This window comes from Caballeronia sp. LZ016 (genome assembly GCF_031450805.1).
GTDB lineage: Bacteria > Pseudomonadota > Gammaproteobacteria > Burkholderiales > Burkholderiaceae > Caballeronia.
On record NZ_JARTVY010000001.1, the window covers coordinates 1,765,362 to 1,789,607 of the forward strand.

Below are 24,246 nucleotides of genomic sequence, written 5' to 3' on the forward strand. Positions count from 1 at the left end.
GGACGGTTCGTCAGAGCCCGCGCCCCATCGATCACTTCACGCTTTGATGCTGGCGCTTGGAACTGGCCTGACGCTTTTTGGCGCGCTTGACGTTGCCGCCCGCCGTCACGCGCTCGTTGCCAAGCACTTTCAGCGTCTGTTTTTTCGGCTTCTTGAAGGCGGGCGCATCGCGCGAAATCTTCACGGCCTTGACGATGCGCGGCGCGCGACCCTTGGCGGGACGCTCGGCAGCTTCTCCCGCGCTCGGCGGCATCGTGCTGCGCGTGCGTTCGCCGCGGCTTTTGGCGGGCGCTCCGCCTTCCGGTCGCCAGATCACGAGCAGTTTGCCGATGTGCTGAATCGGCGCGGCGTTCAGGCGATCGCAGATTTCGTCGTAGATTGCGACGCGGGCTTCGCGTTCGTCGCCGAACACGCGGATCTTGATCAGCTGGTGCGCATCCAGGTGCACGCCGATTTCCTTCAGCACGGCGTCCGTCAGACCCTCCGCGCCGACGAGCACGACGGGCTTGAGCGCGTGGGCCTGGGAGCGCAAGTCGGAGCGCTGGGCAGGGGAAAGTTCAAGTGCTGGCATGAGAAATTTGGGACTCGACTAAAATGGGCGGCGCTCGATGCGCGCTTCATGAGCGCTTTCATGGGCGCTTGGCGCCAGGCGGCATGCTGAAACGCGAAGGGCGGAAAAAGCCCGTACCGGAGCGATCTGGCGCAGCGTGCCTGGACGCCGCGCAAACAAAATAGGCCGGATACGCGATTGCCAGGCGCATGGGAGCACCCGCGGAAACGTTCCGGCCGACAAGACGCGTATTATCCGCTAAAAGCATCGCGCGTTGCAGCAAGATTGCCGCGCAATCGTCACAGTACACGCATCCGCGCCACGTCCGGCGCGCAACAGCAACCCTTCGGACAAGCGCGCGACGCGCGCAGCATGAGTTCAGCTTGAATGGCAAAGAATCGCTTCAATCAGTCGTGGTTGCATGACCACATCAACGATCCCTATGTGAAGATGGCGCAGCGCGAGGGCTATCGCGCGCGCGCGGCGTACAAGCTGAAGGAGATCGACGAGCAGGACAAGCTCATCCGGCCCGGTCAGGTGATCGTCGATCTGGGTTCGACGCCCGGAAGCTGGAGCCAGTATGCGCGCAACAAGCTCGCGCAGGGTTCGAAGCGCGACGCGCAGCGGGAAGGCGGCATCGACGGCACGATTATCGCGCTCGATATCCTGCCGATGGAGCCGATCGCGGACGTCACGTTCATCCAGGGCGACTTTCGTGAAGACACGGTACTGGCGCAACTCGATGAAATCGTCGGCGAGCGCCAGGTAGACCTTGTAATCTCCGACATGGCCCCCAACCTGTCCGGCGTGGCAAGTGCGGATGCGGCGCGGATCGAGCATCTTTGCGATCTGGCGCTGGAATTTGCGCAAAACCACCTGAAACCGGAAGGTGCGCTGCTAGTCAAATGTTTTCATGGCAGCGGTTATAGCCAGATCGTCGAGAAGTTCAAGCACCAGTTCAAAGTGGTGGCGCCGCGCAAGCCCAAGGCCTCTCGCGACAAGTCGTCCGAGACTTTTATTCTCGGGCGGCGGCTCAAACATCCGGCTGCGGGACCCGTTTAGACTGCCTCGGCGAAAATCGGCGATATTTTCACCGAATATGCCGAAAAAAGACCATCTGCCGCTATTTAAGCGGTAGTTAAACCTTATGGCAGGGGTTAGCGGTCTGGATTAGAATGCTTTGGTGGCGCTGCAAGGTTTATGTAGGCGCCCGTCTATGAGTGAGGAGTGGTGCTTTGAACAACAATATGTTCTCTAAAGCGGCAGTGTGGCTCGTGATCGCACTGGTGCTGTTTACGGTGTTCAAGCAGTTCGATAAGCCCCGCGTCCAGGAAGGCGTGTCGTATTCGCAGTTCATGGACGACGCGAAGAACGGCAAAGTCAAGAACGTCACCGTTCAGGGCCGCAATCTCACGGTCACTCCGAACGACGGCCAGAAATACCAGATCGTCTCCCCGGGCGACATCTGGATGGTCGGCGATCTGATGAAATACGGCGTTCAGGTCAGCGGCAAGGCTGACGATGAACCGAACGCGCTCGTCTCCGCGCTGTACTACCTCGGGCCGACCATCCTGATCATCGGCTTCTGGTTCTACATGATGAGGCAGATGCAGGGCGGCGGCAAAGGCGGGGCGTTTTCGTTCGGCAAGTCGCGGGCGCGGCTGATCGACGAGAACAACAACGCAATCAATTTCACCGACGTAGCCGGTTGCGACGAAGCGAAGGAAGAAGTCTCCGAACTGGTCGACTTCCTGCGTGACCCGCAGAAATTCCAGAAGCTTGGCGGTCGCATCCCGCGTGGCGTGCTGCTGGTCGGCCCTCCGGGTACGGGTAAGACGCTGCTGGCTCGCGCCATCGCCGGCGAGGCGAAGGTGCCGTTCTTCAGCATTTCGGGTTCGGACTTCGTGGAAATGTTCGTCGGCGTGGGCGCGGCTCGCGTTCGCGACATGTTCGAGCAGGCGAAGAAGCATGCGCCGTGTATCGTGTTCATCGACGAAATCGACGCGGTCGGCCGTCATCGCGGCGCCGGCATGGGCGGCGGTAACGACGAGCGCGAGCAGACGCTGAACCAGATGCTCGTCGAAATGGATGGCTTCGAGGCGAACTCCGGCGTCATCGTCATCGCCGCGACCAACCGTTCGGACGTGCTGGACAAGGCGCTGCTGCGTCCGGGCCGTTTCGACCGCCAGGTGTACGTCGGTCTGCCGGATATCCGTGGCCGCGAGCACATCATGAAGGTGCACCTGCGCAAGGTGCCGATCGCGAACGACGTCGACGCATCGGTCATCGCGCGCGGCACACCGGGCTTCTCGGGCGCGGACCTCGCGAACCTCGTCAACGAAGCGGCGCTGTTCGCGGCGCGTCGGGGCAAGCGCATCGTCGAGATGCAGGACTTCGAAGACGCGAAGGACAAGATCTTCATGGGTCCGGAGCGCAAGTCGGCTGTCATGCGCGAAGAAGAGCGTCGCAACACGGCGTATCACGAGTCGGGACACGCGGTGGTGGCGAAGCTGCTGCCGCATGCCGACCCGGTGCACAAGGTCACGATCATGCCGCGAGGCTGGGCTTTGGGCGTGACGTGGCAGTTGCCGGAGCATGATCGCGTGAACCTGTATCGCGACAAGATGCTGGAAGAAATTGCCATCCTGTTCGGCGGCCGTGCGGCGGAAGAAGTGTTCATGAACTCGATGTCGACCGGTGCTTCGAACGACTTCGAGCGCGCGACGAAGATGGCGCGCGACATGGTGACGCGTTACGGCATGTCGGACGTCCTCGGCACGATGGTGTACGTCGATACCGAAGAGAACGGCATGTTCGGCAAGATGGGCGCGAAGTCGGTTTCGGAAGCCACGCAGCAGAAGGTCGACGCGGAAATCCGCCGAATCCTCGACGAACAGTACGCGCTCGCTCGCAAGCTGCTGGAAGACAACCGCGACAAGGTCGAAGCCATGACCAAGGCGCTGCTCGAATGGGAAACCATCGACGCGGACCAGATCAGCGACATCATGGCGGATCGTCCGCCGCGTCCGCCGAAGAACCTGCCGCCGCCGTCCGGCGACACGCCCTCGGGCGGCAATAGCGGCAACGAGGTGAAACCGGGCAACGCAACAGCGCCGGCATAACTTCTCCGAGTCTGACAATGGGCCGGTGTGCAACGCACGCCGGCCCATTTTTGCTTTGAGGCTCGCGTTTCGTCACTTGCTTTGCAGGCATCGCTTGACTACACCTTCCCGACACCCCGTCTCCTCGCAGCCGCTGCGGTGCGGCCGCTTCACGCTCAGCTTCGACCGTCCGCTGGTGATGGGCATTCTCAACGTCACGCCGGACTCGTTCTCCGATGGCGGGCGCTTCCTGTCCCGCGACGCCGCGCTTGCGCGTGCCGAACAGATGATCGCCGATGGCGCCGACATGATCGACATCGGCGGCGAATCGACGCGTCCCGGCGCGCCCCCCGTGCCGCTCGCCGACGAACTGGCGCGTGTGGTTCCGATCGTCGAGGCGCTGCGTGCGGTTTCTGTCCCGCTATCCGTCGATACCTATAAGCCCGCCGTGATGCGCGCCGCGCTCGATGCCGGCGCGGACATGATCAACGACATCTGGGGTTTCCGTCAGGACGGCGCAATCGATGCCGTGAAGGACAGGCAATGCGGCCTGTGCGTGATGCACATGCTCGGCGAGCCGCGCACGATGCAACTCCACGAGCCGGTCTACGAGGACGTCGTTGCTTCCGTGCGCAATTTCTTCACCGAACGTGTCTCGGCGCTGAACGCCGCAGGCGTAGCGGCGGAGCGCATCAGCCTCGATCCCGGCTACGGTTTCGGCAAGACCATCGGGCATAATTACGCGCTGCTTGCCGAACTCACCGCGACGTTGCCAGCGGGCACGCATTTCCCGTTGCTCGCCGGCATGTCGCGCAAGTCGATGCTCGGCGGCGTAACCGGGCGTGGGGCGGGTGAACGCCTGGCTGCGAGCCTCGCGGCGGCGGTATGCGCGGCGGAGCGCGGCGCGGCGATCATCCGCGTTCACGACGTCGCCGAAACCGTCGACGCGCTGAAAGTCTGGCAGGCCACCAAAGACGCAGCCCTTCGCGGGCATCATTGAAAACCGGCTTCGAATCTGGCAGAACTGCCGCGCAGGCGCTCGCTGGCAGCGTAGTCAACATACACCGCGGACCACAACAGGCGCCAAAAGTCCGCGCGGAGGGTCAAACAACGATGGCACGACGATACTTTGGAACTGACGGCATCCGTGGGCGCGTCGGCGCGGCCCCGATCACGCCGGACTTCGTCCTCAAGCTCGGCTACGCCGCCGGCAAGGTGCTCGCCGGCGCGGACCGGTCGCCGCAGAAGGGCAACCGGCCGACGGTGCTGATCGGCAAGGACACGCGGGTTTCGGGCTACATGCTCGAAGCCGCGCTCGAATCCGGCTTTTCGGCTGCGGGCGTCGACGTGATGCTGGCCGGCCCGATGCCGACGCCGGGCGTCGCGTATCTGACGCGGGCGCTGCGGCTCGCGGCGGGCGTGGTGATCAGCGCGTCGCACAATCCGTACGACGACAACGGCATCAAGTTCTTCTCCGCCGACGGCAACAAGCTCCCCGACGAAGTCGAACTGCAGATCGAAGCGCAGCTCGAGCAGCCGATGGAATGTGCGCCGTCCGAGCGTCTCGGCAAGGCGCGCCGTCTCGACGACGCGGGCGGCCGCTACATCGAGTTCTGCAAGAGCACGTTCCCCGCGAGCTTCGACCTTCGCGGCGTGAAGATCGTGCTGGACTGCGCGCACGGCGCCGCGTACGACGTCGCGCCGCACGTGTTCCACGAACTGGGCGCGGAAGTCGTGTCCATCGGCGTGTCGCCGAATGGCTTCAATATCAACGACGGCGTCGGCGCCACCGCGCCCGATGCGCTCGTGCGCGCGGTAAAGGAGCACGGCGCGGATATCGGCATTGCGCTGGATGGCGACGCGGATCGCCTGCAGGTCGTCGATTCGACCGGCCGTCTCTACAACGGCGACGAGTTGCTCTACGTGCTGGTGAAGGACCGCATCGCGACGCACGGCAAGGTCGAAGGCGCGGTCGGCACGCTGATGACCAACATGGCGGTCGAAGTAGCGCTGAAAGAGGCGGGCGTGCAGTTCGTGCGCGCCGCGGTCGGCGACCGCTACGTGCTCGAGAAATTGCGCGAACACGGCTGGCAGCTCGGCGCGGAAGGCTCCGGCCACATTCTGTCGCTCGACAGGCATTCGACCGGCGACGGCATCGTCTCCGCGCTCCTCGTGCTCGCGGCGATCAAGCGCAGCGGCAAGTCGATCGCCGACCTGCTCGACGGCGTGAGCCTCTTCCCGCAAAAGCTGATCAACGTGCGCATGAGTCCCGGCGCGGACTGGAAAAAGAGCGACGAAATTCGCCGCGCGGTCGAACAGGCCGAGCGGGCGCTCGAGTCGCACGGGCGCGTGCTGATTCGCGCATCGGGCACGGAGCCGGTGTTGCGCGTGATGGTGGAAGCCGCCGCCCAGCAGGACGCGATCCGGCACGCGGAAACGATTGCGCAAGTCGTCAGGGACGTGACTGCGTAGCGTTCGACGCGATCCAGGCAGATCGAGAAAAAGCGGGCTTCGGCCCGCTTTTTTCATGTCCGCGCGCGCCCGGCAAGTGACCGCTCGATCGACTTTCAGGCCGTAAGTTCACTGTCACGCGGGCATCACGAAACGTCATATTACTGTCACAGAGTCCGCCTATATTTCGCCGTGTCGTACACACGCTCACAACTCTGGAGGTCTCATGAAATTGATGCACACCGCGCTGGCTGCCGTGATTGGCGCAATGTTCGCCATCTCTGCGCAAGCGGCCGATATCACCGGCGCGGGCAGTACCTTCGCAGCTCCGATCTACACCAAGTGGGCAGACGCTTATCAGAAAAGCGGCGGCGGCAAGGTCAACTACCAGGGCATCGGTTCCTCGGGCGGCATCAAGCAGATCGTCGCCAAGACCGTGGATTTCGCCGGCTCGGATGCTCCGCTAAAGGACGACCAGCTCGCGAAGGACGGCCTCTTCCAGTTTCCGACGGTGGTCGGCGGCGTGGTGCCGGTCATCAACGTGCCCGGCGTGAAGGCGGGCGAAGTGATCCTGTCGGGCGAAGTGCTCGGCGACATCTATCTCGGCAAGATCAAGAAGTGGAACGACCCGGCAATCGCCGCGCTCAATCCGAAGGTCAAGCTGCCGGATACGGACATTGCCGTCGTGCGCCGCGCGGACGGCTCCGGCACGAGCTTCATCTGGACGAACTATCTGTCGAAGGTGAACGCCGAGTGGAAGTCGAAGGTCGGCGAAGGTTCGACGGTCAACTGGCCGACCGGCACGGGCGGCAAGGGCAACGACGGCGTCGCGGCTTTCGTGCAGCGTCTGCCGGGCGCGATCGGCTACGTCGAATGGGCGTACGCGAAGCAGAACAAGATGACCTACGTCGGCATGCAGAATTCGGCGGGCACGGTCGTCGAGCCGGAAACGAAGACGTTCAAGGCGGCCGCTGCTGGCGCGGACTGGTCCAAGTCGTTCTACCAGATCCTGACCAACGAGCAGGGCAAGGACGCATGGCCGATCGTCGGCGCGACCTTCGTGTTGCTGCACTCGACGCAGGACAAGGCGGCGCAGGGCACCGAGACGCTGAAGTTCTTCGACTGGGCGTTCAAGAACGGCGGTCAGGCGGCGAACGAGCTCGATTACATCTCGCTGCCGGAGTCGGTCGTGGCGGAAATCCGCTCGCAATGGAAGGCGAAGGTGAAGGACGCGGCGGGCAAGCCGGTCGCGGAGTAAGCAGTACGCGGAGTTTGAAACTGTCCTAAGCTGCACTGGCGGGACAGCAGCAACACCAAGCCGCGCGGCGCGCTAGAAGCCGCCGCGCGGTCTGACACGCAGCGTAACCAAGGCTCCCATGTCGGACATCAACCTCGCGTCGGCACCCCCGGCGGCGCACGCGCAGCGCGCCCCCGGCCGCATCGGCGACATCGTTTTCGGCGGCATCACGCGGCTCGCAGCGGTGGTGACGCTGCTTCTCCTCGGCGGCATCATCGTCTCGCTGATCGTCGCGTCGATGCCGACCATCGAAAAGTTCGGACTCAGCTTTCTGTGGCGCGCCGACTGGGATCCGCCCAGCGACAGCTTCGGCGCGCTCGTGCCGATTTACGGCACCATCGCCACGTCGATCATCGCGCTCATCATCGCCGTGCCGGTGAGCTTCGGCATCGCGCTCTTCCTGACGGAACTGTCGCCCACGTGGCTGCGCCGGCCGCTCGGCGTGGCGATCGAACTGCTCGCGGCGATCCCTTCGATCGTCTACGGCATGTGGGGCCTGCTCGTGTTCGCCCCGATCTTCGCGAAATACTTCGAGAAGCCGCTCGGCGCGCTGCTCGGCGGCGTGCCGCTGATCGGCGCGCTGTTCCAGGGGCCGCCCATCGGCATCGGCATCCTGTGCGCAGGCGTCATCCTCGCGATCATGATCATCCCGTACATCGCCTCGGTGATGCGCGACGTGTTCGAAGTCACGCCCGTGCTGCTGAAGGAATCGGCATACGGCATCGGCTGCACGACGTGGGAGGTGATGTGGAAAATCGTGTTGCCGTACACGCGCGCCGGTGTGATCGGCGGCGTCATGCTCGGTCTCGGGCGCGCGCTCGGCGAGACGATGGCCGTGACCTTCGTGATCGGCAACACGAATCTGCTCGATAACGTGTCGCTGTTTTCGCCGGGCAACAGCATCACGTCCGCGCTCGCCAACGAGTTCGCGGAAGCGAGCCCCGGCCTGCACACATCGGCGCTGATGGAGCTCGGCCTGATTCTTTTCGTCATCACGTTCTTCGTGCTCGCGCTCTCGAAGCTGATGCTCTTGCGCATGGAACGCGGGGAGGGTGCGAAGTGAACCGTCCCGCTACGTTCGATCAGGACCACGACCGCGTGCAGGCGACGCGCATGAAACTGCAGCGCCGCCGTCGCGGCACGAATGCGATTGCGCTGACGCTGTCGCTCGCGGCGATGGCCTTCGGCCTCGTCTGGCTCGTGTGGATTCTCTTCACGACGCTGAAGCTCGGCGTCTCCGGCTTGTCGATGGATCTCTTCACGCAATCGACGCCCCCGCCGAACACCGATGGCGGCGGTCTCGCGAACGCGATCGTCGGCAGTCTGATGCTCGTCGTGCTCGCGACATGCGTCGGCACGCCGCTCGGCATCCTCGCGGGCGTCTATCTCGCGGAATACGGGCAGAAGCGCTGGCTCGCGAACATCACGCGCTTCATCAACGACATCCTGCTGTCCGCGCCGTCGATCGTCGTGGGCCTCTTCGTGTATGCGCTCGTCGTCGCGAAGATGGGGCGTTTCTCCGGCTGGGCGGGCGTGATCGCGCTGGCGCTGCTGCAGATTCCGATCGTCATCCGCACGACCGAGAACATGCTGAAGCTCGTGCCGAACGCATTGCGCGAAGCGGCGTTCGCGCTCGGCACGCCGAAGTGGAAGATGGTGATGTCGATCACGCTGAAGGCATCGGTGGGCGGCATCGTCACCGGTGTGCTGCTGGCGGTGGCGCGCATCGCCGGGGAAACCGCGCCGCTTCTTTTCACGGCGTTGTCGAACCAGTTTTTCTCGATGGACATGAATCAGCCGGTGGCCAATCTGCCGGTGACGATCTACAAGTTCGCAATGAGTCCGTTCCCGCAATGGCAAGTGCTCGCGTGGGCCGGTGTGTTCCTGATTACGCTCGGCGTGCTGGGTCTGAATATCCTGGCGCGTGCGATCTTCACGAAGAAATAAGGGCGGAGTGATTCCATGAATCTGGTCGAAAGTGGTGTCAACCACCTTGAATCGCAGACTCGCAACGCGAGCATCGAACGCGGTCCGGCACCCGGCAGCGTGCGCCCGGCGCACGCTTCGCAGCCCGCCGATTCCATCAAGCCGAAGATCGAGGTCAACAATCTCAACTTCTTCTACAACAAGTATCACGCGCTGAAGAACATCAACCTGCGCATTCCCGAAAAGAAGGTGACGGCGTTCATCGGTCCGTCCGGATGCGGCAAGTCCACGCTTCTTCGCACGTTCAACAAGATGTACGCGCTCTATCCGGAGCAGCGCGCGGAAGGCGAGATTCTGATGGACGGCGCGAACCTGCTCGAGACCACGCGCGACATCTCGCTCTTGCGCGCGCGCATCGGCATGGTGTTCCAGAAGCCGACGCCGTTTCCCATGTCCATCTACGACAACATCGCGTTCGGCGTGAAGATGTTCGAGCAACTGTCGCGCTCGGAAATGGACGACCGCGTCGAATGGGCGCTCACGAAGGCCGCGCTCTGGACCGAAGTGAAGGACAAGCTGCAGCAGAGCGGCTACGGTCTGTCGGGCGGCCAGCAGCAGCGTCTGTGCATTGCGCGCGGCATCGCGATTCGTCCGGAAGTGCTGTTGCTCGACGAACCGTGTTCCGCGCTCGATCCGATCTCGACGGGCCGCATCGAAGAGTTGATCGCGGAGTTGAAGAACGACTACACGGTCGTGATCGTCACCCACAACATGCAGCAGGCGGCGCGCTGCTCGGACTACACTGCCTATATGTACCTTGGTGAACTGATCGAGTTCGGCGATACCGAGAAGATCTTCATCAAGCCCGCCCGCAAAGAGACGGAAGACTACATCACGGGCCGGTTCGGCTAAAAGGAATAGAGGAGCAGAGCATGTCCGATAAACATCTGTCGAGCCAGTTCGACGCCGATCTCAATGCGGTATCGTCGAAAGTGCTGCAAATGGGCGGTCTCGTGGAGTCGCAAATCATTGCGGCGATGCATGCGCTGAACGAGTTCGATATTCAGGTCGCCGATCAGGTGATTGCCGCCGAAACGCGCCTCAACATGATGGAAGTCGAAATCGACGAGGAGTGCAGCAACATCATCGCGCGCCGCCAGCCGGCCGCACGCGACCTGCGCCTGCTCATGGCGATCTCGAAGACCATCACGAATCTCGAACGCGCCGGCGACGAAGCCGAAAAGATCGCCAAGCGCGTGAAGCGCATCAACGAGGACGGCGCGGGACGCACCGTGAATATCGCGGAAATCAAGCTGTCGGGCGAAATGGCGGTGTCCATTCTGCGCCGCGCGCTCGATGCCTTCGCGCGCCTCGACACGGTCGCCGCCGCGCAGATCGTGCGCGACGACAAGGCCATCGACGAAGAATTCCGCGCCTTCGTGCGCAAGCTCGTCACCTACATGATGGAGGATCCGCGCACCATTTCGGCGGGCCTCGATTACCTGTTCATCGCGAAAGCGGTGGAGCGCATCGGCGATCACGCAAAGAACATCGCCGAGTTCATCATCTATATCGTGAAGGGGACCGACGTGCGCCATATCTCGCGCGACCAGCTCGAACGCGAAGCGCTCAGCTAATCCTCCTTCCACTTCCAGCAAAGGTCAAAGAGGTGCCGATGCCCAGCAGTATCCTCGTCGTCGAAGACGAACCCGCGATCTCCGAACTCATCGCGGTGAACCTGCAACATGCGGGACATTGCCCGATTCGCGCGTACAACGCCGAGCAGGCGCAGAACCTCATCAGCGACGTGCTGCCCGATCTCGTGCTGCTCGACTGGATGCTGCCGGGCAAGTCCGGTGTCACGTTCGCGCGCGAGCTGCGCAATCACGAACGCACGAAGCATATCCCGATCATCATGCTGACCGCGCGCGGCGACGAGCAGGACAAGGTGCTCGGGCTCGAAATCGGCGCGGACGATTACGTCACGAAGCCTTTCTCGCCGAAGGAACTGATGGCGCGCATCAAGGCGGTGCTGCGCCGGCGCGCGCCGCAATTGACCGAAGACGTGGTCGCGATCAACGGCCTGCGGCTCGACCCGGCGACGCATCGCGTGGCCGCGAGTCATTCGGGCAACGACATCAAGCTCGATCTCGGCCCGACCGAATTCCGCCTGCTGCACTTCTTCATGACGCATCCTGAACGCGTGCACAGCCGTACGCAACTGCTCGATCAGGTTTGGGGCGATCACGTGTTCGTCGAAGAACGAACAGTCGATGTGCATATCAAGCGCCTGCGGGCCGCGCTCAAGCCCGCCGGTTGCGATGCTATGATCGAAACGGTGCGCGGCAGCGGCTATCGGCTGGCGAAGGGCGCGTGAAATCGGCGCATCCATTCGCAGTCACTGATCGAACGACAACATGAACATCATCTGGACGCGGTCCATCGTGTCCCTCGCCCTGCTGGCCGCGATCAGCGCCGCCATCGGCGCATTCGCAGGCGTCTCGGCGGCGCTCGGGTTCGCGGTGTTCATGCTGGTCGTGCAGACGCTCTTCAGCACGTTCCACACGCAGCGTCTATGGCGCCTGCTCGAAGCGCCGGTGTACGGCGAAGTGCCCAGCGCGCTCGGCATCTGGGGTGAAATCTACTATCGCCTGCACAAGCTCGCAAAGCGCTGGCACGCACAAGTGCGGCAGGTCGAGCAGCAGCATTCGCGCTTTATCCAGGCGATCCAGGCGTCGCCCAACGGCGTTGCAATGCTCGACGACCACGATCAGATCGAGTGGTGCAACGCCATCGCCGAGACGCACTTCGGGCTCGATGCAAAGCGCGACATGCGTCAGCACATCACGCATCTCGTGCGTCAGCCGGACTTCATCCGCTATCTGAATTCGCATCATTACGAGCAGATGCTGATCATGCGCGGCATGGGCGAAAACCGGCAGCGGACCATCTCCGTGCAGGTGTTTCCTTATGGCGAGCATCGCAAGCTCATTCTCACGCAGGACATCACCGAACTCGAGCGCACCGATTCCATGCGCCGCGATTTCGTCGCGAACGTATCGCACGAACTGAAGACGCCTTTGACGGTGCTGGCGGGCTTTCTGGAAACGCTGCGCGATCTGCCGCTCGACGAAACCGATCGCCGGCGCTATCTCGACATGATGGACAACCAGGCGACGCGCATGCAGAACATCGTGCGCGACCTGCTCGTGCTTGCGAATCTCGAAGGCGATATCCATCCCCCGAGCGACGACCTGCTCGACATGCGCGCCGTGCTCCGTCATCTGGAGAACGATGCGAACAATCTGTCGGGCGGGCATCATCGCATTGCCTTTCATGTGGACGATGCAGTGACGGTGGCGGGCGCGGAGACGGAAGTGGTCAGCGCGCTCGGCAATCTGGTGACGAACGCCGTGCGTTATACGCCCGAAGGCGGCGCAATCGATGTGACCTGGCAGCGTGAGAACGATCGCGCCGTGTTCATCGTGCGCGACAGCGGGCCGGGTATCGCCGCGGAACATATTCCGCGTCTGACGGAGCGTTTTTACCGCATCGACCGCAGCCGTTCTCGCGATACCGGCGGCACCGGACTGGGCCTCGCCATCGTCAAGCATGTGCTGCAACGGCATCACGCCGAACTCGACGTGAAGAGTGAAGTGGGGCGGGGCAGCACGTTCATCGTGCGCTTTCCCGCATCGCGCACCGCGTTGAGGAAATCGCTGGCGGCGTGAGCCGCTTCGTCCCTTCGGCTCAGGATCAGGCTCAGGAGCAGAACTTCGCGAGCAGGCCCAATTGCGCGTTGCGAATGGCTTTGCCGGAGCGGCGCTTGCGATAGTGCCCGTCGCTTTGCATGACCCATGCGGACTGATTGTCGCCGAGACACACCGACAAACCCTCGGCGATCACGCGGCGCTTGAGACGCCTGTCGCGAATCGGAAACGCGACTTCGACGCGACGAAAGAAGTTGCGGTCCATCCAGTCGGCGCTCGACAGATACACGTCTTCCTTGCCGTTCGCATAGAAATAGAAGATGCGATGATGCTCGAGAAAGCGCCCGACGATGGATCTGACCGTGATGTTCTCCGAAAGATCTTCGACGCCCGGCTTGAGCGAACACACGCCGCGCACGATCAGATCGATCTTCACGCCCGCATGCGATGCCTCGTAAAGCGCGGCGATCACGGTCGGTTCGAGCAGCGCATTCATCTTCGCGACGATGCGCGCGCGGCGGCCGGCACGCGCATGCTCGGCTTCGGCGCGGATCGCGTCGATGAGCTTCGCATGCAGCGTGAACGGCGACTGCCAGAGCTGATTCAGCGTGATCTCGCCGCCGATGCCCGTCAGCTGCTGAAAGACGTGATGCACGTCCTCGCACAACTGCTGATCGGCGGTCATCAGGCCGAAGTCGGTATAGAGACGCGCCGTGCGTGGATGATAGTTGCCCGTGCCGAGATGCGCGTAACGCTTGAGCACGGTCTTGCCGTTCTTCGATACGCGCCGCACGATCAGCATCATCTTGGCGTGACACTTGTGACCCACGACGCCATACACCACATGCGCGCCGACTGCTTCCAGTTGCGACGCCCAGTTGATGTTCGTCTCTTCGTCGAAGCGCGCGAGCAGTTCGACGACCACGGTCACTTCCTTGCCGTTGCGCGCGGCCTGCATGAGCGCGTCCATCAGCGGGGAATCGGTCCCCGTGCGGTAGATGGTCTGCTTGATCGCGACCACTTGCGGATCTTTCGCGGCCTGCAGCAGCAGCTCCAGCACCGGCTGAAAACTTTCGTACGGATGATGCAGCAGGATATCGCCCTGATCGATGACATCGAAGAGATGCGTCGCATTGGCGATCGTCTTCGGCACCGACGGAATGTGCGGCACGAACTTCAGGTCCGGGCGGTCCACCATTTCGGGCAGCTGCATGAGCCGCACGAGATTGACCGGACCGTTCACGCGATAACAATCCCGCGCGTTCAGCTGGCTTTCATCGAGCAGGCGGCGGATCAGATGCGGTGGCGTTTCCGCCGATACTTCGAGCCGCACCGCATTGCCGAGATGCCGCGCCGGCAATTCGCCCTGGAGCGCGACGCGCAGATTCGTGATTTCGTCTTCATCGACAAAAAGCTCGCTGTTGCGCGTGATGCGAAACTGATTGCAGTTGCGCACGAGGAGATGCGGAAACAGTTCGCTCACGAAGCGCTGCATGAACGAGCTCAGCAGCACGAAGCCATGCGGATAACCCGACAGCGCTTCCGGCATCCGCACGAGGCGCGGCAGCGCGCGCGGCGCCTGCACGATGCCCATCATCGCCTGGCGGCCGAACGCGTCCGTGCCTTCCAGTTCGACGACGAAGTTGAGGCTCTTGTTCAGCACGCGCGGAAACGGATGCGCGGGATCGAGGCCGATCGGCGTCAGCACCGGCAGCAGTTCGTTCAGGAAATATTCGCGCGCCCACGCGGTCTGCTGCTCGGTCCAGCTTTCGACGCCATGAAAATAGATGCCTTCCATTTCCAGCGCGGGCAGCACGATGTCGTGCAGCATCGCGTATTGTTGATGCACGAGGCGTTGTGCGCGTTCGGACACGAGATCGTAGACGTGTTGCAGCGACATGCCGTCCGGCGAGAGCGAGCCGGGGTTGTCGCGCATCTGTTCCTGGAGCCCGGCCATGCGGACTTCGAAGAACTCGTCGAGATTGCTGCTGGTGATGCAAAGAAAGCGCAGGCGTTCCAGCAAGGGCACCGAAGTATCGGCCGCTTGCGCGAGTACCCGCTCGTTGAAACCTAGAATGCCGAGTTCACGGTTAAAGAGCGGATAGTGTATCGGCATCGGCTGTGAGGAAAGGGTCTTGATCGGATGGGCACAAGAACGCTCAGATAATCTCACAGTAAGATGGCTTTTTTGTGACAGAACGATTGTCACAAATTCTACTCACATTGCGAATAGCGTCGCTAGCACAGGCGCGCGTTCCCGGATCCGTCGCCTCGCGCGGCATGGAATAGAATTCGTGCGCTGCAGCAGTGCGGCTGCGTTCCTCACTTCACGATTCCTGGATCTCCGATGGTCACTCATCCTCATCTCCTCGCCGCCGTCGACCTCGGATCGAACAGTTTCCGGCTGATCGTCGGACGCGTCGAGGAAACGCCTGCGGGCAGCCAGATCTATCAGGTCGACGCCTTGCGCGAACCGGTGCGGCTCGCGGCGGGGCTGTCGCGCGACAAGATGCTCGACCGCGCGTCGCAATTGCGCGGCTGGGACGCGCTCAAGCGCTTCGGCGAACGTCTGCGCGACTTTCATCCGGATCAGGTGCGCGCGGTCGCCACGAACACGCTGCGCGTCGCGAAGAACGCGCACGACTTTCTCGTCGAAGCGGAGAACGCGCTGGGTTTTCCGATCGAAGTGATCGCGGGCCGCGAGGAGGCGCGCCTCATTTATGCCGGCGCGGCGCATTCGGTGCCGGCGAGCACGGGCAAGCGGCTCGTCGTGGATATCGGCGGGGGATCGACGGAATTCATCATCGGCTCGCACTACACGCCGATTCACATGGAAAGCCTCTATATCGGCTGTGTGAGTCATAGCCGCCAGTTCTTCCCGGCCGGCAATGTCGACGAATTCACGATGCGACAGGCCGAGCTCGCCGCCAAGCGCGAAATCCAGATCATCTCGCGCGAGTACAAGCAGACCGGCTGGGATCAGGCGATCGGTTCATCCGGCACGGCGCGCGCGCTCGCGGAACTGGTCGAAGCGAACGGCTTCAACGACACGCAATACACGCACGGCATTTCACGCGGCGGCCTCGAGCGCCTGAAGCGCGCGCTGATCAAGGCGGAGAACGTGAACCGCCTGAAGCTCGTCGCGCTGAAGCCCGACCGCATTCCGGTGCTGGCGGGCGGGCTGTCGATCATGCTCGGGGTGTTCGAGGAACTGGGCATCGAGTATGTCGATACCACCGACGGCGCGTTGCGTCTCGGCGTGCTGTACGACCTGCTCGGCCGCTCGCAGCACCAGGACATGCGCACGGTGACGGTCGAAGGCTTCAAGCGCCGGTATGGCGTCGATGCCGCGCAGGCCGGGCGCATCGGCGATCTCGCGATCAGCTTCTACGATCAGCTCGGCGAACCGGATGCGGAGCGTCGGCAGGAGAATCGCATGTTCCTCGCGTGGGCGGCGTCGCTGCACGAGATCGGCTTGTCGATCGCACATAGCGCGTACCACAAGCACTCGGCGTATATCGCGAGCAATGCGGACATGCCCGGCTTCTCGCGCACCGATCAGGCACGGCTCGCGGCGCTCGTGCTCGGCCACGCGGGCAAGCTCGGCAAGCTCGCGCAGGCGAGGGACGTCGACTGGACGCTGCTCTTTTGCCTGCGCCTTGCGGCTTTGCTGTCGCGGCGCCGGACGGACGTGGGGCTGCCGGGCATCGAGGTGAGGGCGGCGGCGGGCGGCTTCGAAGTGCGTCTGCCGAGCCAGTGGGTGACCAATAACCCGCTTACCGATTACAGCCTCGTTCAGGAAGCGATGGAGTGGGAGAAGATCGGCCGCCCGTATCGCGTGGTCTATACGGGCGAATGAAGGGCTTGCTATTCGGCTTCGGCTTCGGCTTCGGCTTCGGCTTCCGTTTCGGTTTCAGCGCGCGGCATCGCCGATGAAGTGCCGCGCGTAACGCGCGTTGATCTCCGACAGGCGGAACAGCGTCAGAAAATCCGCCGTGTTGAAGTCGGGGTCCCACGCGGGCGCGCCGCAGATCTTCGCGCCGAGACGCAGATAGCCTTTGACGAGCGGCGGCGCGTTGACGGCGGCGCCGGTGCGCAAGTCATCCACCGGCAGGGGCGTATGCGGGAACGCGCGGTATTCGGGCGCGGTGAGCGCGCCGGCGGATAGCGAGTGATACAGATTCGCCGCGTAATGACCGCCGTCATTCATGCCGACGCTCGCGCAGCCGAGCATCGTCTCGTAGCCGTTCTGCATCATGTAGGCGGCGAGTCCGCCCCATAGCGACATGATGACCGCGCCGCTGCGGTAGTCGGCGTGCACGCAGGAGCGTCCCACTTCGACGAGCTTCGGGCGCAGATGCGCGAGGCGCGAGACATCGAATTCGCTTTCCGCGTAAAGCCGTCCGATGCGCGCAGCCTGATGCGGCGGCAGCACGCGATACGTGCCGACTACTTTGAGCGTGTCGAGATCGCGCACGAGCAGGTGATCGCAGTAGGCGTCGAATTCGTCGACATCGAGGCCGCTGCGGCCGGGCAGACGCGCGCCCATTTCTTCCGAGAACACGCGATAGCGCAGGCGCTGGCCTTCACGCAGCGCGTCGTCGGAACGCGCCCACGCGACTTGCAGGCGATGCTGGCTAGTGACGGTTTCGGCGATGCGCGGAAGATGGCGGCGCGAACGGACGGGCGTCGGCAGATCTTGCATGGGCGTTCCTCGGCAGGACGTGGCTTGAACTCCTCGCCAATGTAGTAACGCCCGGTGACGCTCGCATGGCTTTGCAATGACGTTTCGATGAAACGACACACGCGTGCCGCGTGGTCCGCCGCGTCGTTCGCTACAGCATGTCCGGATTCATCACCGCACGCAGGACGATGTGCCCGTCGCCGCCGCGCGTGCGCCCCTGGAACCACCAGATGCCGGTTTTCTTGATCGACCACTCCGCTTCTTGCCCGGTCATCAGCAAGGCGGCAACGCGCCCGAGCGTGGGCTGGTGCCCGACGATCACGACCGTGCCGGCAGCCCCTTCCGGCCAGCCGGCGGCATCGAGCGCGTGCTGGGCGGTCTTGCCCGGCGCGAGGTCATCGACGACGCGATAACGGTCGCCGAATGCCTCGACGGTCTGGATGGTGCGCGTCGCCGGGCTGGCGAGGAAGAGGGCGTCATCGTCGATACGCGCCTTCAGCCACTTCGCGATGCCCTGCGCCTGCTTGCGGCCGCGCGGCGTCAGTTGGCGCGCGAGGTCGCTCGATGCCTGATCTTCGGCTTCGGCGTGACGCCAGAGAATGAGGTTCATCGATCGTCTCCGTGAGGGGGTCGTGTGCCTTCGACCTTGCGTAGAACGATACGTGCCAGGGCTGCATTGCGGTTGTCGATCATCGACGCTACAATACGCGGCTTGTCGGAGCGTAGCGCAGCCTGGTAGCGCATCTGATTTGGGATCAGAGGGTCGAAGGTTCGAATCCTTTCGCTCCGACCACGAAACAAACGAAGGGGTTACAAGTCACGGCTTGTAACCCCTTCGTCTTTTCGACACTCGCCAAGAGGCCTCATGCCGCGCCACGTTCTTTCCGCCGCCTTCGTTCTCGTTGCGCTCGCGTTGTCCGCATGCGCCGATTCCTCCGCTCACCGCAAGCATCCGCCGCAGGACCCGCCCGACTATCAGGGCGTGCCGACCGATATGCGTCCGCCGTCGATGCTGATCGCGCCGTCGCAGCCGGAATAACAAAGACCGTTTCGGCTCGATGACCGAATCGGTCATCGCTACTTGACGAAAGCCTCTAGCTGCCGCTCAAGCGAAATTTTTTCCGCGCGGTTAAGATCGGACACCTTGTTGCAAATGGGTTCCGCCATGAATCTGCTGTGGGTTTTCGCTGCCGTCGCACCTGTCGCGATCGCTTCGCTCGTGGCGTTCGCCGCGCGTATCGATCCGTTGTCGGGGCACTGGCGAACGCGGGCACGCGAGCGCCGCGACGGCGGGCCATCGGACGCGTGAGACCGCGCGCATCACTGCTTGCAGCGAATCACCATCGAACGATTCTTGATGTTCGCGCCGAAGATGCCCGCGACCGATCCGCCCGCTGTCGCGCCGTTATCGGCGTCCTTCGAGACGACGTCATAGCCGTACGCGCCGCATACTTCGCCCGCCTGCTTGTAGCACGCCGCCCAGCTCGTGCTGGCGTCGCTGCCGCTGCAGTTGATCGCGAAGCCGGTATCGCCCGAGGGCAGGTAAGTCATGGTCGCGTTGTGGGCGCAGCCGCCCAGCGTGGCGACCGAAGCCGCAGCGGCAAACACCGCGGACATCGCGGCTGCATTCGTCTTCTTCGTCGATCTCATCCATCTTCCTCGCAACGCCGTCACGCTTTTCAGCGCGGCGGCAGGTAGCGCGACGGGTCCGTCGAGCGGCCCATGTAGCGCACTTCGAAATGCAGCATCGTGCGATCGCTGTCCGTGTCGCCCATTTCGGCGATCTGTTGCCCCTGCTGCACGGTCTGACCTTCCTTGACCAGCAGCGTCCTGTTGTGGGCGTAGGCGGTCAGATAGTCGTCGTTATGCTTCACGATCAACATGTTTCCATAGCCGCGCAAGCCGTTGCCCGCATAGACGACGTTGCCCGCGGCCGCCGCGACGACCGGCGTGCCGGCCGCATTCGCGATGTCGATGCCCTTCGAGTTCTTGCCGTCGAAGCCGCGAATCACCGTGCCCTGCGCGGGCCAGGACAACGACATGGCGGGCGCCGGCGCGCTGGATGCGCGCGCGTCGGCGGAGGCGTCGCTCTTCGCGGTGCTGCGACCGCCGGAGCCGCCCGGGCTGCCCGCGGACGCCGCGCTGCCCGCGGGCGGCTCGACGCGCAGCACTTGCCCGACCTCGATCGCATCCGGGTTCGCGAGCGTGTTCCAGCGCGCGATGTTCTTGACCGACGTGCGATTCTCACGCGCGATCTTGTACAGCGTATCGCCCCGCTGCACCCGATAAAACCCCGGCGCGACCGGCCCTGACCCGCAGGCGGCGAGCACAGCGGTGAGCAACGCGCAGACGAACAGTCGACTTCTCTTACGCAAAACCTGACCTCGCAAAGCGTCGCCGGACAGCAGCTGGCCCGGCGGATCGAAACGCAGGATTCTACCGTTTCGGGTTCCGTCCGACAGAAGGGGCATTGCTTTGCTTGCGTCTTACTCCGTCGGCGTGACCACGAGTCTCAGCAACGCCGATTCCGTCTTGCCCGGCGCGAGCCAGCGCAGGCCGCGCCCGTTGTGGATGGCGTCGGGCAGGCCGATCCACGGTTCGACGCAATAGAAGTCCGAATCGCCCGATTCGGTCCACGTCGTGACGGCGTACCAGGGCACCGAGTCCGGCTGATGCAGCTCGAAGCTGACGACGCGTTTCAAGCCGGGCGTCACGAGGCGCACCGGCTCGTCGGACGGTCCCGTCAGGCAGTGGAAGCAATCGATGATGCTGTCGTCGCTGAGCGCGTAACGCGGTGCGCCGGGCTGCGCGTCGGTGATCGAACCGTCCGGCTGCTGCCGTCGCCGTTCGCTGCGCGGCAGCTCGACGCTGCTTTCGCCGCGCTGCCCGTGCGGAAGATGAAAGTAGAAGTGATGCCCGGTGTAGTACGGCAACGCGACCTCGCCGGGATTCGACGTGGTCAGCTCGACTTCCAGCGTCGTCGCATCGACGATGCGGTACGCCGCTTCGAAGCGAAACGCGAACGGGTAGCCATCGCGGGTGGCGTCGCTATCGACGAGGGTCATGCGCAACCCGTGGCCGTCGGCATCGCGCGTGGCGGAGAAGGGCAGGTTGCGCGCGAAGCCGTGGGTCGGCAGCGAATGCACGATGCCCTCCGCATCGCGCCATTTGCCGATCTCGCCATCGACGAAATGCCGGCCGAGGAAAGGGAACAGCAGCGGATTGCCGCCGCGGATTTTCGCGGCGTTCGACCAGGCGGCGTCATCGAGCGGATCGGGCCAGTGGATGACCGGCTCGCCGCCGACGCGCCAAGTCATGAGCCGGCCGCCCGCGTTGGGCGCAAGCTGGATGACGGCGCCGTCGCGCTCTATTTCGATGATGTCTTTCTCGGATGACATGGTGGCAACGCACTCCGTCTGAGGCGGCGCGCGGCTTGAATGGGGAGCCGGCGACTGGTTACGGGATTCGCCGATTCTGCCTCGCTTTTTCATGCGGAGAAACCCTCTGCGGGAAATTGCGACTGTCGAAGGCAATTGCAATGTGTTGTTATATCCTCCGAATGTTGGGAATCAGACGGACAGGAGTCGGTATGGATCTGGCGATGGCGATGGGTGTCGCGATGTTCGGCCTCTTCGGCGCGAGCACGGCAATCTTTCTGTACAAGCTCAAGGGCTGACGGATCACGCAGGGTTTGGCGCTGTTCTTTCGGTTTCCTTTGTATTTGCTTGCGAATGTTTTCTCTTTCGCCGACGGTTAGCTGTCGGCGTCTTCTTGTGTGCGCGTAGCGCTTGGCGCTCCCTAAGCCCCTAGGCATAATCGGTCCCGGCTTGCGCGCCGCACCATTCCTCTTTCCTCTTCCGCCACGCTTTTCGAATCGGCAAGCGGCTGCGAAGCGGCTGCGGCGCGTCCTCTTTTCTCTTCACGACAAGGACCGTCGCGTGACTCTCTGGTTTCTCGTTTTTCTCAGTGTGCTTCAGGGCGTGACCGAACTCTTTCCGGTCAGCAGTCTGGGCCATACGTTGCTCGTGCCCGGCGTCATCGGCATGCATATCGATAAACATGCGCCGCAGTTGCTGCCGTTTCTCGTCGCGCTGCATCTCGGCACGGCTATCGCGCTGCTCTGGTATTTCCGCAAGCGCTGGGTTGCGCTGATCGGCGGCTGGTTCGCGTCGCTCGGCGGTCGCCGGAACGAGGACGGCCACATGATGTGGGCGCTCATCATCGGTACGATTCCGACGGGCATCGTGGGCCTCGTGCTGGAGAAACGGCTCGAGGCGTTTTTTCACGACTTGCGGATCGTCGCGGCGGCGCTGATCGTCAATGGCGTGTTGTTGTGGCTGGGCGATCGCTTGCAGCGCAACCGTGCGTCGCGTGCGCCGGAGAAGCTGACGTTCAGGCAGGCGTTTCTCGTGGGGCTGGCGCAGATCGGCGCGCTGATTCCGGGCTTTTCCCGCAGCGGCCTGACGATGATCGCAGGCGTCGGCGCGGGGCTCACGGCGGAAGCAGCGGCGGAGTTTTCGTTTTTGCTGGGCACGCCGATCATCTTCGCGGCGGGCGTGCTCGAACTGCCGAAGCTCTTTCACGCGCCGGGCCAATTGGCCGATGCGCTGCTGGGCGGCGTGCTGACGGGCATCGCGGCGTATCTGAGCGTGCGGTTCCTGATGCGCTACTTCGAAGGCCACGGCAAGCTGGCTTCGTTCGGCGTGTACTGCGTGATCGCGGGCGTGTTCTTTCTCGGCTGGTTCATGACGCACGGACAGCCCGTGTGATGACGGCTAGACGCGCGGCAGGGCGGATGAGGTAAAATCCCGGGTTCTCTGCTGCGCCATACCCGCCCTTAGCTCAGTTGGATAGAGCAACGGCCTTCTAAGCCGTAGGTCACACGTTCGAATCGTGTAGGGCGGGCCAATATCAGCAAGCGTTGCGGTGTCTTGCGCCGTGGCTCTCTTCACTTCTTGGCTTCATGCCATCGTCCTGTTTGTTGCAAACCGCCGGCTCTCTATTCAAATGGCGATTCTTACGGGCGATACTGCCGCCGGTTCTTCCCTCGGTCTTACTCGTTCGTTGACGCCGGAAAGCCGATTCCGCATCCATTCAGACCGGCTTTTTACAGCCCCGATTGAAACGGGCGCGGGCGTTCATTGTGTAACCCGACCGGGAGCAATCGGTACACGAATCTTCGTCGTGAAGGGCATTCGACTTTCGGAATAACTCACTGGCGCCGCGTCGCTATTCGAATCACTATGTTGTTCAAGTACAGAACAACCGATGGAGATGCGGCGAGTGTTTCACCTTGGTCCCTACTATGGCGGCTACCATGACAACCCGGCGTATCTGTCGCTGTTCTGGCCGAGCCTGAAGCAGTCACTCTATCTGAGCGTCCAGCATCCCGGCATGTTCGATCCGGCGCGTCATTATGCATTTGGCACGGATCGGCATTTCACGGAGATCACGGCTGATGAGGTCGAGGACATCATTCAGGCGATGAAGATTGCTCGGGTTGCATTTCTCGAAGGCATAGACATGCTTTTGCTGACGTGCGAGGACGATGCGTTCCGTTCGATACTTGCGCGCTCCGATGAATCGTTCCCGGAATGGGTATGGAGCGATAAGCGGCACATTATTCAGGCCGTCTGTGACGAGATCAAGAAGGGTCGATTGGTGTTCGTGCCGAAGCGTGACGACTTGCGCGCCTGCGTCGAGGCGATGCGAAAACGCCGGCGGGAGCGGCCCGCGCCCGTCGAGCGAACCGAACGGCTCGATCCTCGGTCTTGCGCACAGCGGATGTACGGCAAGACGCCACGCGTGCCGCAGAATCTCGATGCAACATCGGACATACCCGAAGCGATGGCGCTCGCGGATGGGCAGGCTTTCGAGTATCGGGCAGATATAGCGGGCGGCGATACCTTTGAACTCGCAGCCCGCAGTATCAGTGACGCTGATGAAGCCGACTGCTTCGCTGCGTATCGGTTCGAGATGAAGCAGTGTGATTTTGTCCGTGCGATGACGCAAGATGTCCGGGCCTACGGAGTCTGCAAGGAGACTGCCTTCCACAATTATCAGACTTGCCGAGGTTTCTAATGACACAACGTCGAACTGCCACTATCGTTTTCTACAACGAGCAGACGCAACAGCTTCAGCTCTGCACGGTGTATCGCGACGAGGTGCAAGTTGCAATCGATCGCCAGGCTGCTCGCGGGTTCACGATGAACCTTCCCTTAGGGGCCGACAACAATAGTCAGTCACTTATAACGGACGAGGTTCTTCGCCAGATCGGTGGTATGGCCGCGCTGAACCAGGCATCCGTGCATCCGGAATTGCGTGCTCGCCTGCAGTTCGATATGGCGAACCCGGTCGATTGGGACGAACTGGACACACGCGACAAAGGCAAATGAATGCTGGCGTTCCGGTATTCCGATTCGTGGCATCGAATCTGTGCAAACGTTATCGCCCGATAAGGCTTCTTCCACGACGCGCTTGCTGACGGACTTGTTGATTGAAAACCTAGTTTATTCCGTGGACGGTTC

The 24,246-nt window shown here is 62.8% G+C and carries 24 protein-coding genes and 2 tRNA genes; 19 read left to right on the forward strand and 7 right to left on the reverse strand.

The window, feature by feature from the left end:
• Positions 1 to 31 precede the first annotated feature (31 nt).
• Positions 32 to 571, reverse strand: coding sequence for a YhbY family RNA-binding protein (locus tag P9220_RS08385; RefSeq protein ID WP_309764427.1), 540 nt, complete (start codon positions 569 to 571; stop codon positions 32 to 34).
• 366 nt (positions 572 to 937) lie between these two features.
• On the opposite strand from P9220_RS08385, the gene P9220_RS08390 reads away from it, so the two are divergent.
• The 11 genes from P9220_RS08390 to phoR all read left to right on the forward strand — a co-directional run bounded on the left by P9220_RS08390 (position 938) and on the right by phoR (position 13,056).
• Positions 938 to 1,612, forward strand: a complete 675-nt coding sequence (locus tag P9220_RS08390) for an RlmE family RNA methyltransferase (protein WP_309764428.1) — start codon at positions 938 to 940, stop codon at positions 1,610 to 1,612.
• 173 nt (positions 1,613 to 1,785) lie between these two features.
• Entirely contained in the window at positions 1,786 to 3,672 is a 1,887-nt protein-coding gene (ftsH, locus tag P9220_RS08395) for an ATP-dependent zinc metalloprotease FtsH (protein ID WP_309764429.1), read from the forward strand.
• Positions 3,673 to 3,850: 178 nt separating this feature from the next.
• The gene (folP, locus tag P9220_RS08400) at positions 3,851 to 4,651 is read left to right on the forward strand and encodes a dihydropteroate synthase (protein ID WP_309765427.1); all 801 of its coding nucleotides are present in this window, start codon (positions 3,851 to 3,853) and stop codon (positions 4,649 to 4,651) included.
• A gap of 113 nt (positions 4,652 to 4,764) precedes the next feature.
• Complete coding sequence (gene glmM / locus P9220_RS08405) at positions 4,765 to 6,123, forward strand: phosphoglucosamine mutase (protein WP_309764430.1); 1,359 nt, start codon at positions 4,765 to 4,767, stop codon at positions 6,121 to 6,123.
• A gap of 205 nt (positions 6,124 to 6,328) precedes the next feature.
• Positions 6,329 to 7,360 (forward strand): phosphate ABC transporter substrate-binding protein PstS, encoded by a 1,032-nt coding sequence (gene pstS, locus P9220_RS08410; protein ID WP_309764431.1) that lies wholly within the window; start codon positions 6,329 to 6,331, stop codon positions 7,358 to 7,360.
• 118 nt (positions 7,361 to 7,478) lie between these two features.
• Positions 7,479 to 8,462 carry a phosphate ABC transporter permease PstC gene (pstC, locus tag P9220_RS08415; RefSeq protein ID WP_309764432.1) on the forward strand — a complete coding sequence of 328 codons (984 nt, stop codon included), beginning with the start codon at positions 7,479 to 7,481 and terminating at the stop codon, positions 8,460 to 8,462.
• A 50-nt stretch (positions 8,463 to 8,512) separates the two neighbouring features.
• A complete protein-coding gene (gene pstA / locus P9220_RS08420) occupies positions 8,513 to 9,346 on the forward strand; it encodes a phosphate ABC transporter permease PstA (protein ID WP_309765428.1) in 834 nt (277 codons plus the stop codon).
• 15 nt (positions 9,347 to 9,361) lie between these two features.
• Positions 9,362 to 10,237 (forward strand): phosphate ABC transporter ATP-binding protein PstB, encoded by an 876-nt coding sequence (gene pstB / locus P9220_RS08425; RefSeq protein WP_309764433.1) that lies wholly within the window; start codon positions 9,362 to 9,364, stop codon positions 10,235 to 10,237.
• 20 nt (positions 10,238 to 10,257) lie between these two features.
• Positions 10,258 to 10,962: a phosphate signaling complex protein PhoU gene (phoU, locus tag P9220_RS08430; RefSeq protein ID WP_309764434.1), complete on the forward strand. Its 705-nt coding sequence runs from the start codon at positions 10,258 to 10,260 to the stop codon at positions 10,960 to 10,962.
• Positions 10,963 to 11,000: 38 nt separating this feature from the next.
• A complete protein-coding gene (phoB, locus tag P9220_RS08435) occupies positions 11,001 to 11,702 on the forward strand; it encodes a phosphate regulon transcriptional regulator PhoB (RefSeq protein WP_244794381.1) in 702 nt (233 codons plus the stop codon).
• Positions 11,703 to 11,742: 40 nt separating this feature from the next.
• Positions 11,743 to 13,056: a phosphate regulon sensor histidine kinase PhoR gene (phoR, locus tag P9220_RS08440; RefSeq protein ID WP_309764435.1), complete on the forward strand. Its 1,314-nt coding sequence runs from the start codon at positions 11,743 to 11,745 to the stop codon at positions 13,054 to 13,056.
• A gap of 31 nt (positions 13,057 to 13,087) precedes the next feature.
• On the opposite strand, the gene ppk1 is transcribed toward phoR, so the two are convergent.
• Positions 13,088 to 15,151, reverse strand: a complete 2,064-nt coding sequence (gene ppk1, locus P9220_RS08445) for a polyphosphate kinase 1 (RefSeq protein ID WP_309764436.1) — start codon at positions 15,149 to 15,151, stop codon at positions 13,088 to 13,090.
• Positions 15,152 to 15,382: 231 nt separating this feature from the next.
• Between ppk1 and ppx the strand changes: the two genes are divergently transcribed.
• A complete protein-coding gene (ppx, locus tag P9220_RS08450) occupies positions 15,383 to 16,894 on the forward strand; it encodes an exopolyphosphatase (protein WP_309764437.1) in 1,512 nt (503 codons plus the stop codon).
• A gap of 54 nt (positions 16,895 to 16,948) precedes the next feature.
• Here the strand turns inward: ppx and P9220_RS08455 are convergent, their stop codons facing one another.
• Together P9220_RS08455 and P9220_RS08460 are read right to left on the reverse strand one after the other, a co-directional pair.
• On the reverse strand, positions 16,949 to 17,740 hold the full coding sequence (locus tag P9220_RS08455; protein ID WP_309764438.1) for a GNAT family N-acyltransferase: 792 nt from the start codon (positions 17,738 to 17,740) through the stop codon (positions 16,949 to 16,951).
• Between the two features lie 130 nt (positions 17,741 to 17,870).
• Positions 17,871 to 18,329 (reverse strand): histidine phosphatase family protein, encoded by a 459-nt coding sequence (locus P9220_RS08460; RefSeq protein ID WP_309764439.1) that lies wholly within the window; start codon positions 18,327 to 18,329, stop codon positions 17,871 to 17,873.
• A 106-nt stretch (positions 18,330 to 18,435) separates the two neighbouring features.
• On the opposite strand from P9220_RS08460, the gene P9220_RS08465 reads away from it, so the two are divergent.
• From P9220_RS08465 to P9220_RS08475, 3 genes are all read left to right on the forward strand, one after another.
• Positions 18,436 to 18,512, forward strand: a tRNA-Pro gene (locus tag P9220_RS08465).
• 72 nt (positions 18,513 to 18,584) lie between these two features.
• Positions 18,585 to 18,758: a hypothetical protein gene (locus P9220_RS08470; RefSeq protein WP_309764440.1), complete on the forward strand. Its 174-nt coding sequence runs from the start codon at positions 18,585 to 18,587 to the stop codon at positions 18,756 to 18,758.
• Positions 18,759 to 18,884: 126 nt separating this feature from the next.
• Positions 18,885 to 19,028, forward strand: a complete 144-nt coding sequence (locus P9220_RS08475) for a hypothetical protein (RefSeq protein ID WP_309764441.1) — start codon at positions 18,885 to 18,887, stop codon at positions 19,026 to 19,028.
• An 11-nt stretch (positions 19,029 to 19,039) separates the two neighbouring features.
• On the opposite strand, the gene P9220_RS08480 is transcribed toward P9220_RS08475, so the two are convergent.
• From P9220_RS08480 to P9220_RS08490, 3 genes are all read right to left on the reverse strand, one after another.
• Complete coding sequence (locus tag P9220_RS08480) at positions 19,040 to 19,336, reverse strand: hypothetical protein (protein ID WP_404980435.1); 297 nt, start codon at positions 19,334 to 19,336, stop codon at positions 19,040 to 19,042.
• Positions 19,337 to 19,398: 62 nt separating this feature from the next.
• A complete protein-coding gene (locus P9220_RS08485) occupies positions 19,399 to 20,094 on the reverse strand; it encodes a peptidoglycan DD-metalloendopeptidase family protein (RefSeq protein ID WP_309764443.1) in 696 nt (231 codons plus the stop codon).
• Positions 20,095 to 20,205: 111 nt separating this feature from the next.
• Positions 20,206 to 21,117, reverse strand: coding sequence for an aldose epimerase (locus P9220_RS08490; protein WP_309764444.1), 912 nt, complete (start codon positions 21,115 to 21,117; stop codon positions 20,206 to 20,208).
• Positions 21,118 to 21,657: 540 nt separating this feature from the next.
• On the opposite strand from P9220_RS08490, the gene P9220_RS08495 reads away from it, so the two are divergent.
• The 4 genes from P9220_RS08495 (at position 21,658) to P9220_RS08510 (ending at position 24,114) form a co-directional block, all read left to right on the forward strand.
• Positions 21,658 to 22,488, forward strand: a complete 831-nt coding sequence (locus tag P9220_RS08495) for an undecaprenyl-diphosphate phosphatase (RefSeq protein WP_309764445.1) — start codon at positions 21,658 to 21,660, stop codon at positions 22,486 to 22,488.
• A gap of 62 nt (positions 22,489 to 22,550) precedes the next feature.
• Positions 22,551 to 22,627 (forward strand) — tRNA-Arg (locus P9220_RS08500).
• Between the two features lie 375 nt (positions 22,628 to 23,002).
• On the forward strand, positions 23,003 to 23,800 hold the full coding sequence (locus P9220_RS08505) for a hypothetical protein (RefSeq protein ID WP_309764446.1): 798 nt from the start codon (positions 23,003 to 23,005) through the stop codon (positions 23,798 to 23,800).
• The gene (locus P9220_RS08510; protein WP_309764447.1) at positions 23,800 to 24,114 is read left to right on the forward strand and encodes a hypothetical protein; all 315 of its coding nucleotides are present in this window, start codon (positions 23,800 to 23,802) and stop codon (positions 24,112 to 24,114) included. The genes P9220_RS08505 and P9220_RS08510 overlap by 1 nt, the downstream gene beginning before the upstream one ends.
• The last annotated feature ends 132 nt before the right edge of the window (positions 24,115 to 24,246 follow it).

Bases quoted from the DNA above. Each gene is read 5' to 3' on its own strand.
- P9220_RS08385 (WP_309764427.1), bottom strand. From the start codon at position 571: ATGCCAGCACTTGAACTTTCCCCTGCCCAGCGCTCCGACTTGCGCTCC.
- ppx (WP_309764437.1), top strand. From the start codon at position 15,383: ATGGTCACTCATCCTCATCTCCTCGCCGCCGTCGACCTCGGATCGAAC.
- P9220_RS08460 (WP_309764439.1), bottom strand. From the start codon at position 18,329: ATGAACCTCATTCTCTGGCGTCACGCCGAAGCCGAAGATCAGGCATCG.
- phoB (WP_244794381.1), top strand. From the start codon at position 11,001: ATGCCCAGCAGTATCCTCGTCGTCGAAGACGAACCCGCGATCTCCGAA.
- pstA (WP_309765428.1), top strand. From the start codon at position 8,513: ATGAAACTGCAGCGCCGCCGTCGCGGCACGAATGCGATTGCGCTGACG.
- pstB (WP_309764433.1), top strand. From the start codon at position 9,362: ATGAATCTGGTCGAAAGTGGTGTCAACCACCTTGAATCGCAGACTCGC.
- P9220_RS08390 (WP_309764428.1), top strand. From the start codon at position 938: ATGGCAAAGAATCGCTTCAATCAGTCGTGGTTGCATGACCACATCAAC.
- glmM (WP_309764430.1), top strand. From the start codon at position 4,765: ATGGCACGACGATACTTTGGAACTGACGGCATCCGTGGGCGCGTCGGC.
- P9220_RS08455 (WP_309764438.1), bottom strand. From the start codon at position 17,740: ATGCAAGATCTGCCGACGCCCGTCCGTTCGCGCCGCCATCTTCCGCGC.
- phoR (WP_309764435.1), top strand. From the start codon at position 11,743: ATGAACATCATCTGGACGCGGTCCATCGTGTCCCTCGCCCTGCTGGCC.
- P9220_RS08480 (WP_404980435.1), bottom strand. From the start codon at position 19,336: ATGTCCGCGGTGTTTGCCGCTGCGGCTTCGGTCGCCACGCTGGGCGGC.
- P9220_RS08475 (WP_309764441.1), top strand. From the start codon at position 18,885: ATGAATCTGCTGTGGGTTTTCGCTGCCGTCGCACCTGTCGCGATCGCT.
- P9220_RS08490 (WP_309764444.1), bottom strand. From the start codon at position 21,117: ATGTCATCCGAGAAAGACATCATCGAAATAGAGCGCGACGGCGCCGTC.
- folP (WP_309765427.1), top strand. From the start codon at position 3,851: ATGGGCATTCTCAACGTCACGCCGGACTCGTTCTCCGATGGCGGGCGC.
- pstC (WP_309764432.1), top strand. From the start codon at position 7,479: ATGTCGGACATCAACCTCGCGTCGGCACCCCCGGCGGCGCACGCGCAG.
- ppk1 (WP_309764436.1), bottom strand. From the start codon at position 15,151: ATGCCGATACACTATCCGCTCTTTAACCGTGAACTCGGCATTCTAGGT.
- P9220_RS08470 (WP_309764440.1), top strand. From the start codon at position 18,585: ATGCCGCGCCACGTTCTTTCCGCCGCCTTCGTTCTCGTTGCGCTCGCG.
- phoU (WP_309764434.1), top strand. From the start codon at position 10,258: ATGTCCGATAAACATCTGTCGAGCCAGTTCGACGCCGATCTCAATGCG.
- P9220_RS08510 (WP_309764447.1), top strand. From the start codon at position 23,800: ATGACACAACGTCGAACTGCCACTATCGTTTTCTACAACGAGCAGACG.
- pstS (WP_309764431.1), top strand. From the start codon at position 6,329: ATGAAATTGATGCACACCGCGCTGGCTGCCGTGATTGGCGCAATGTTC.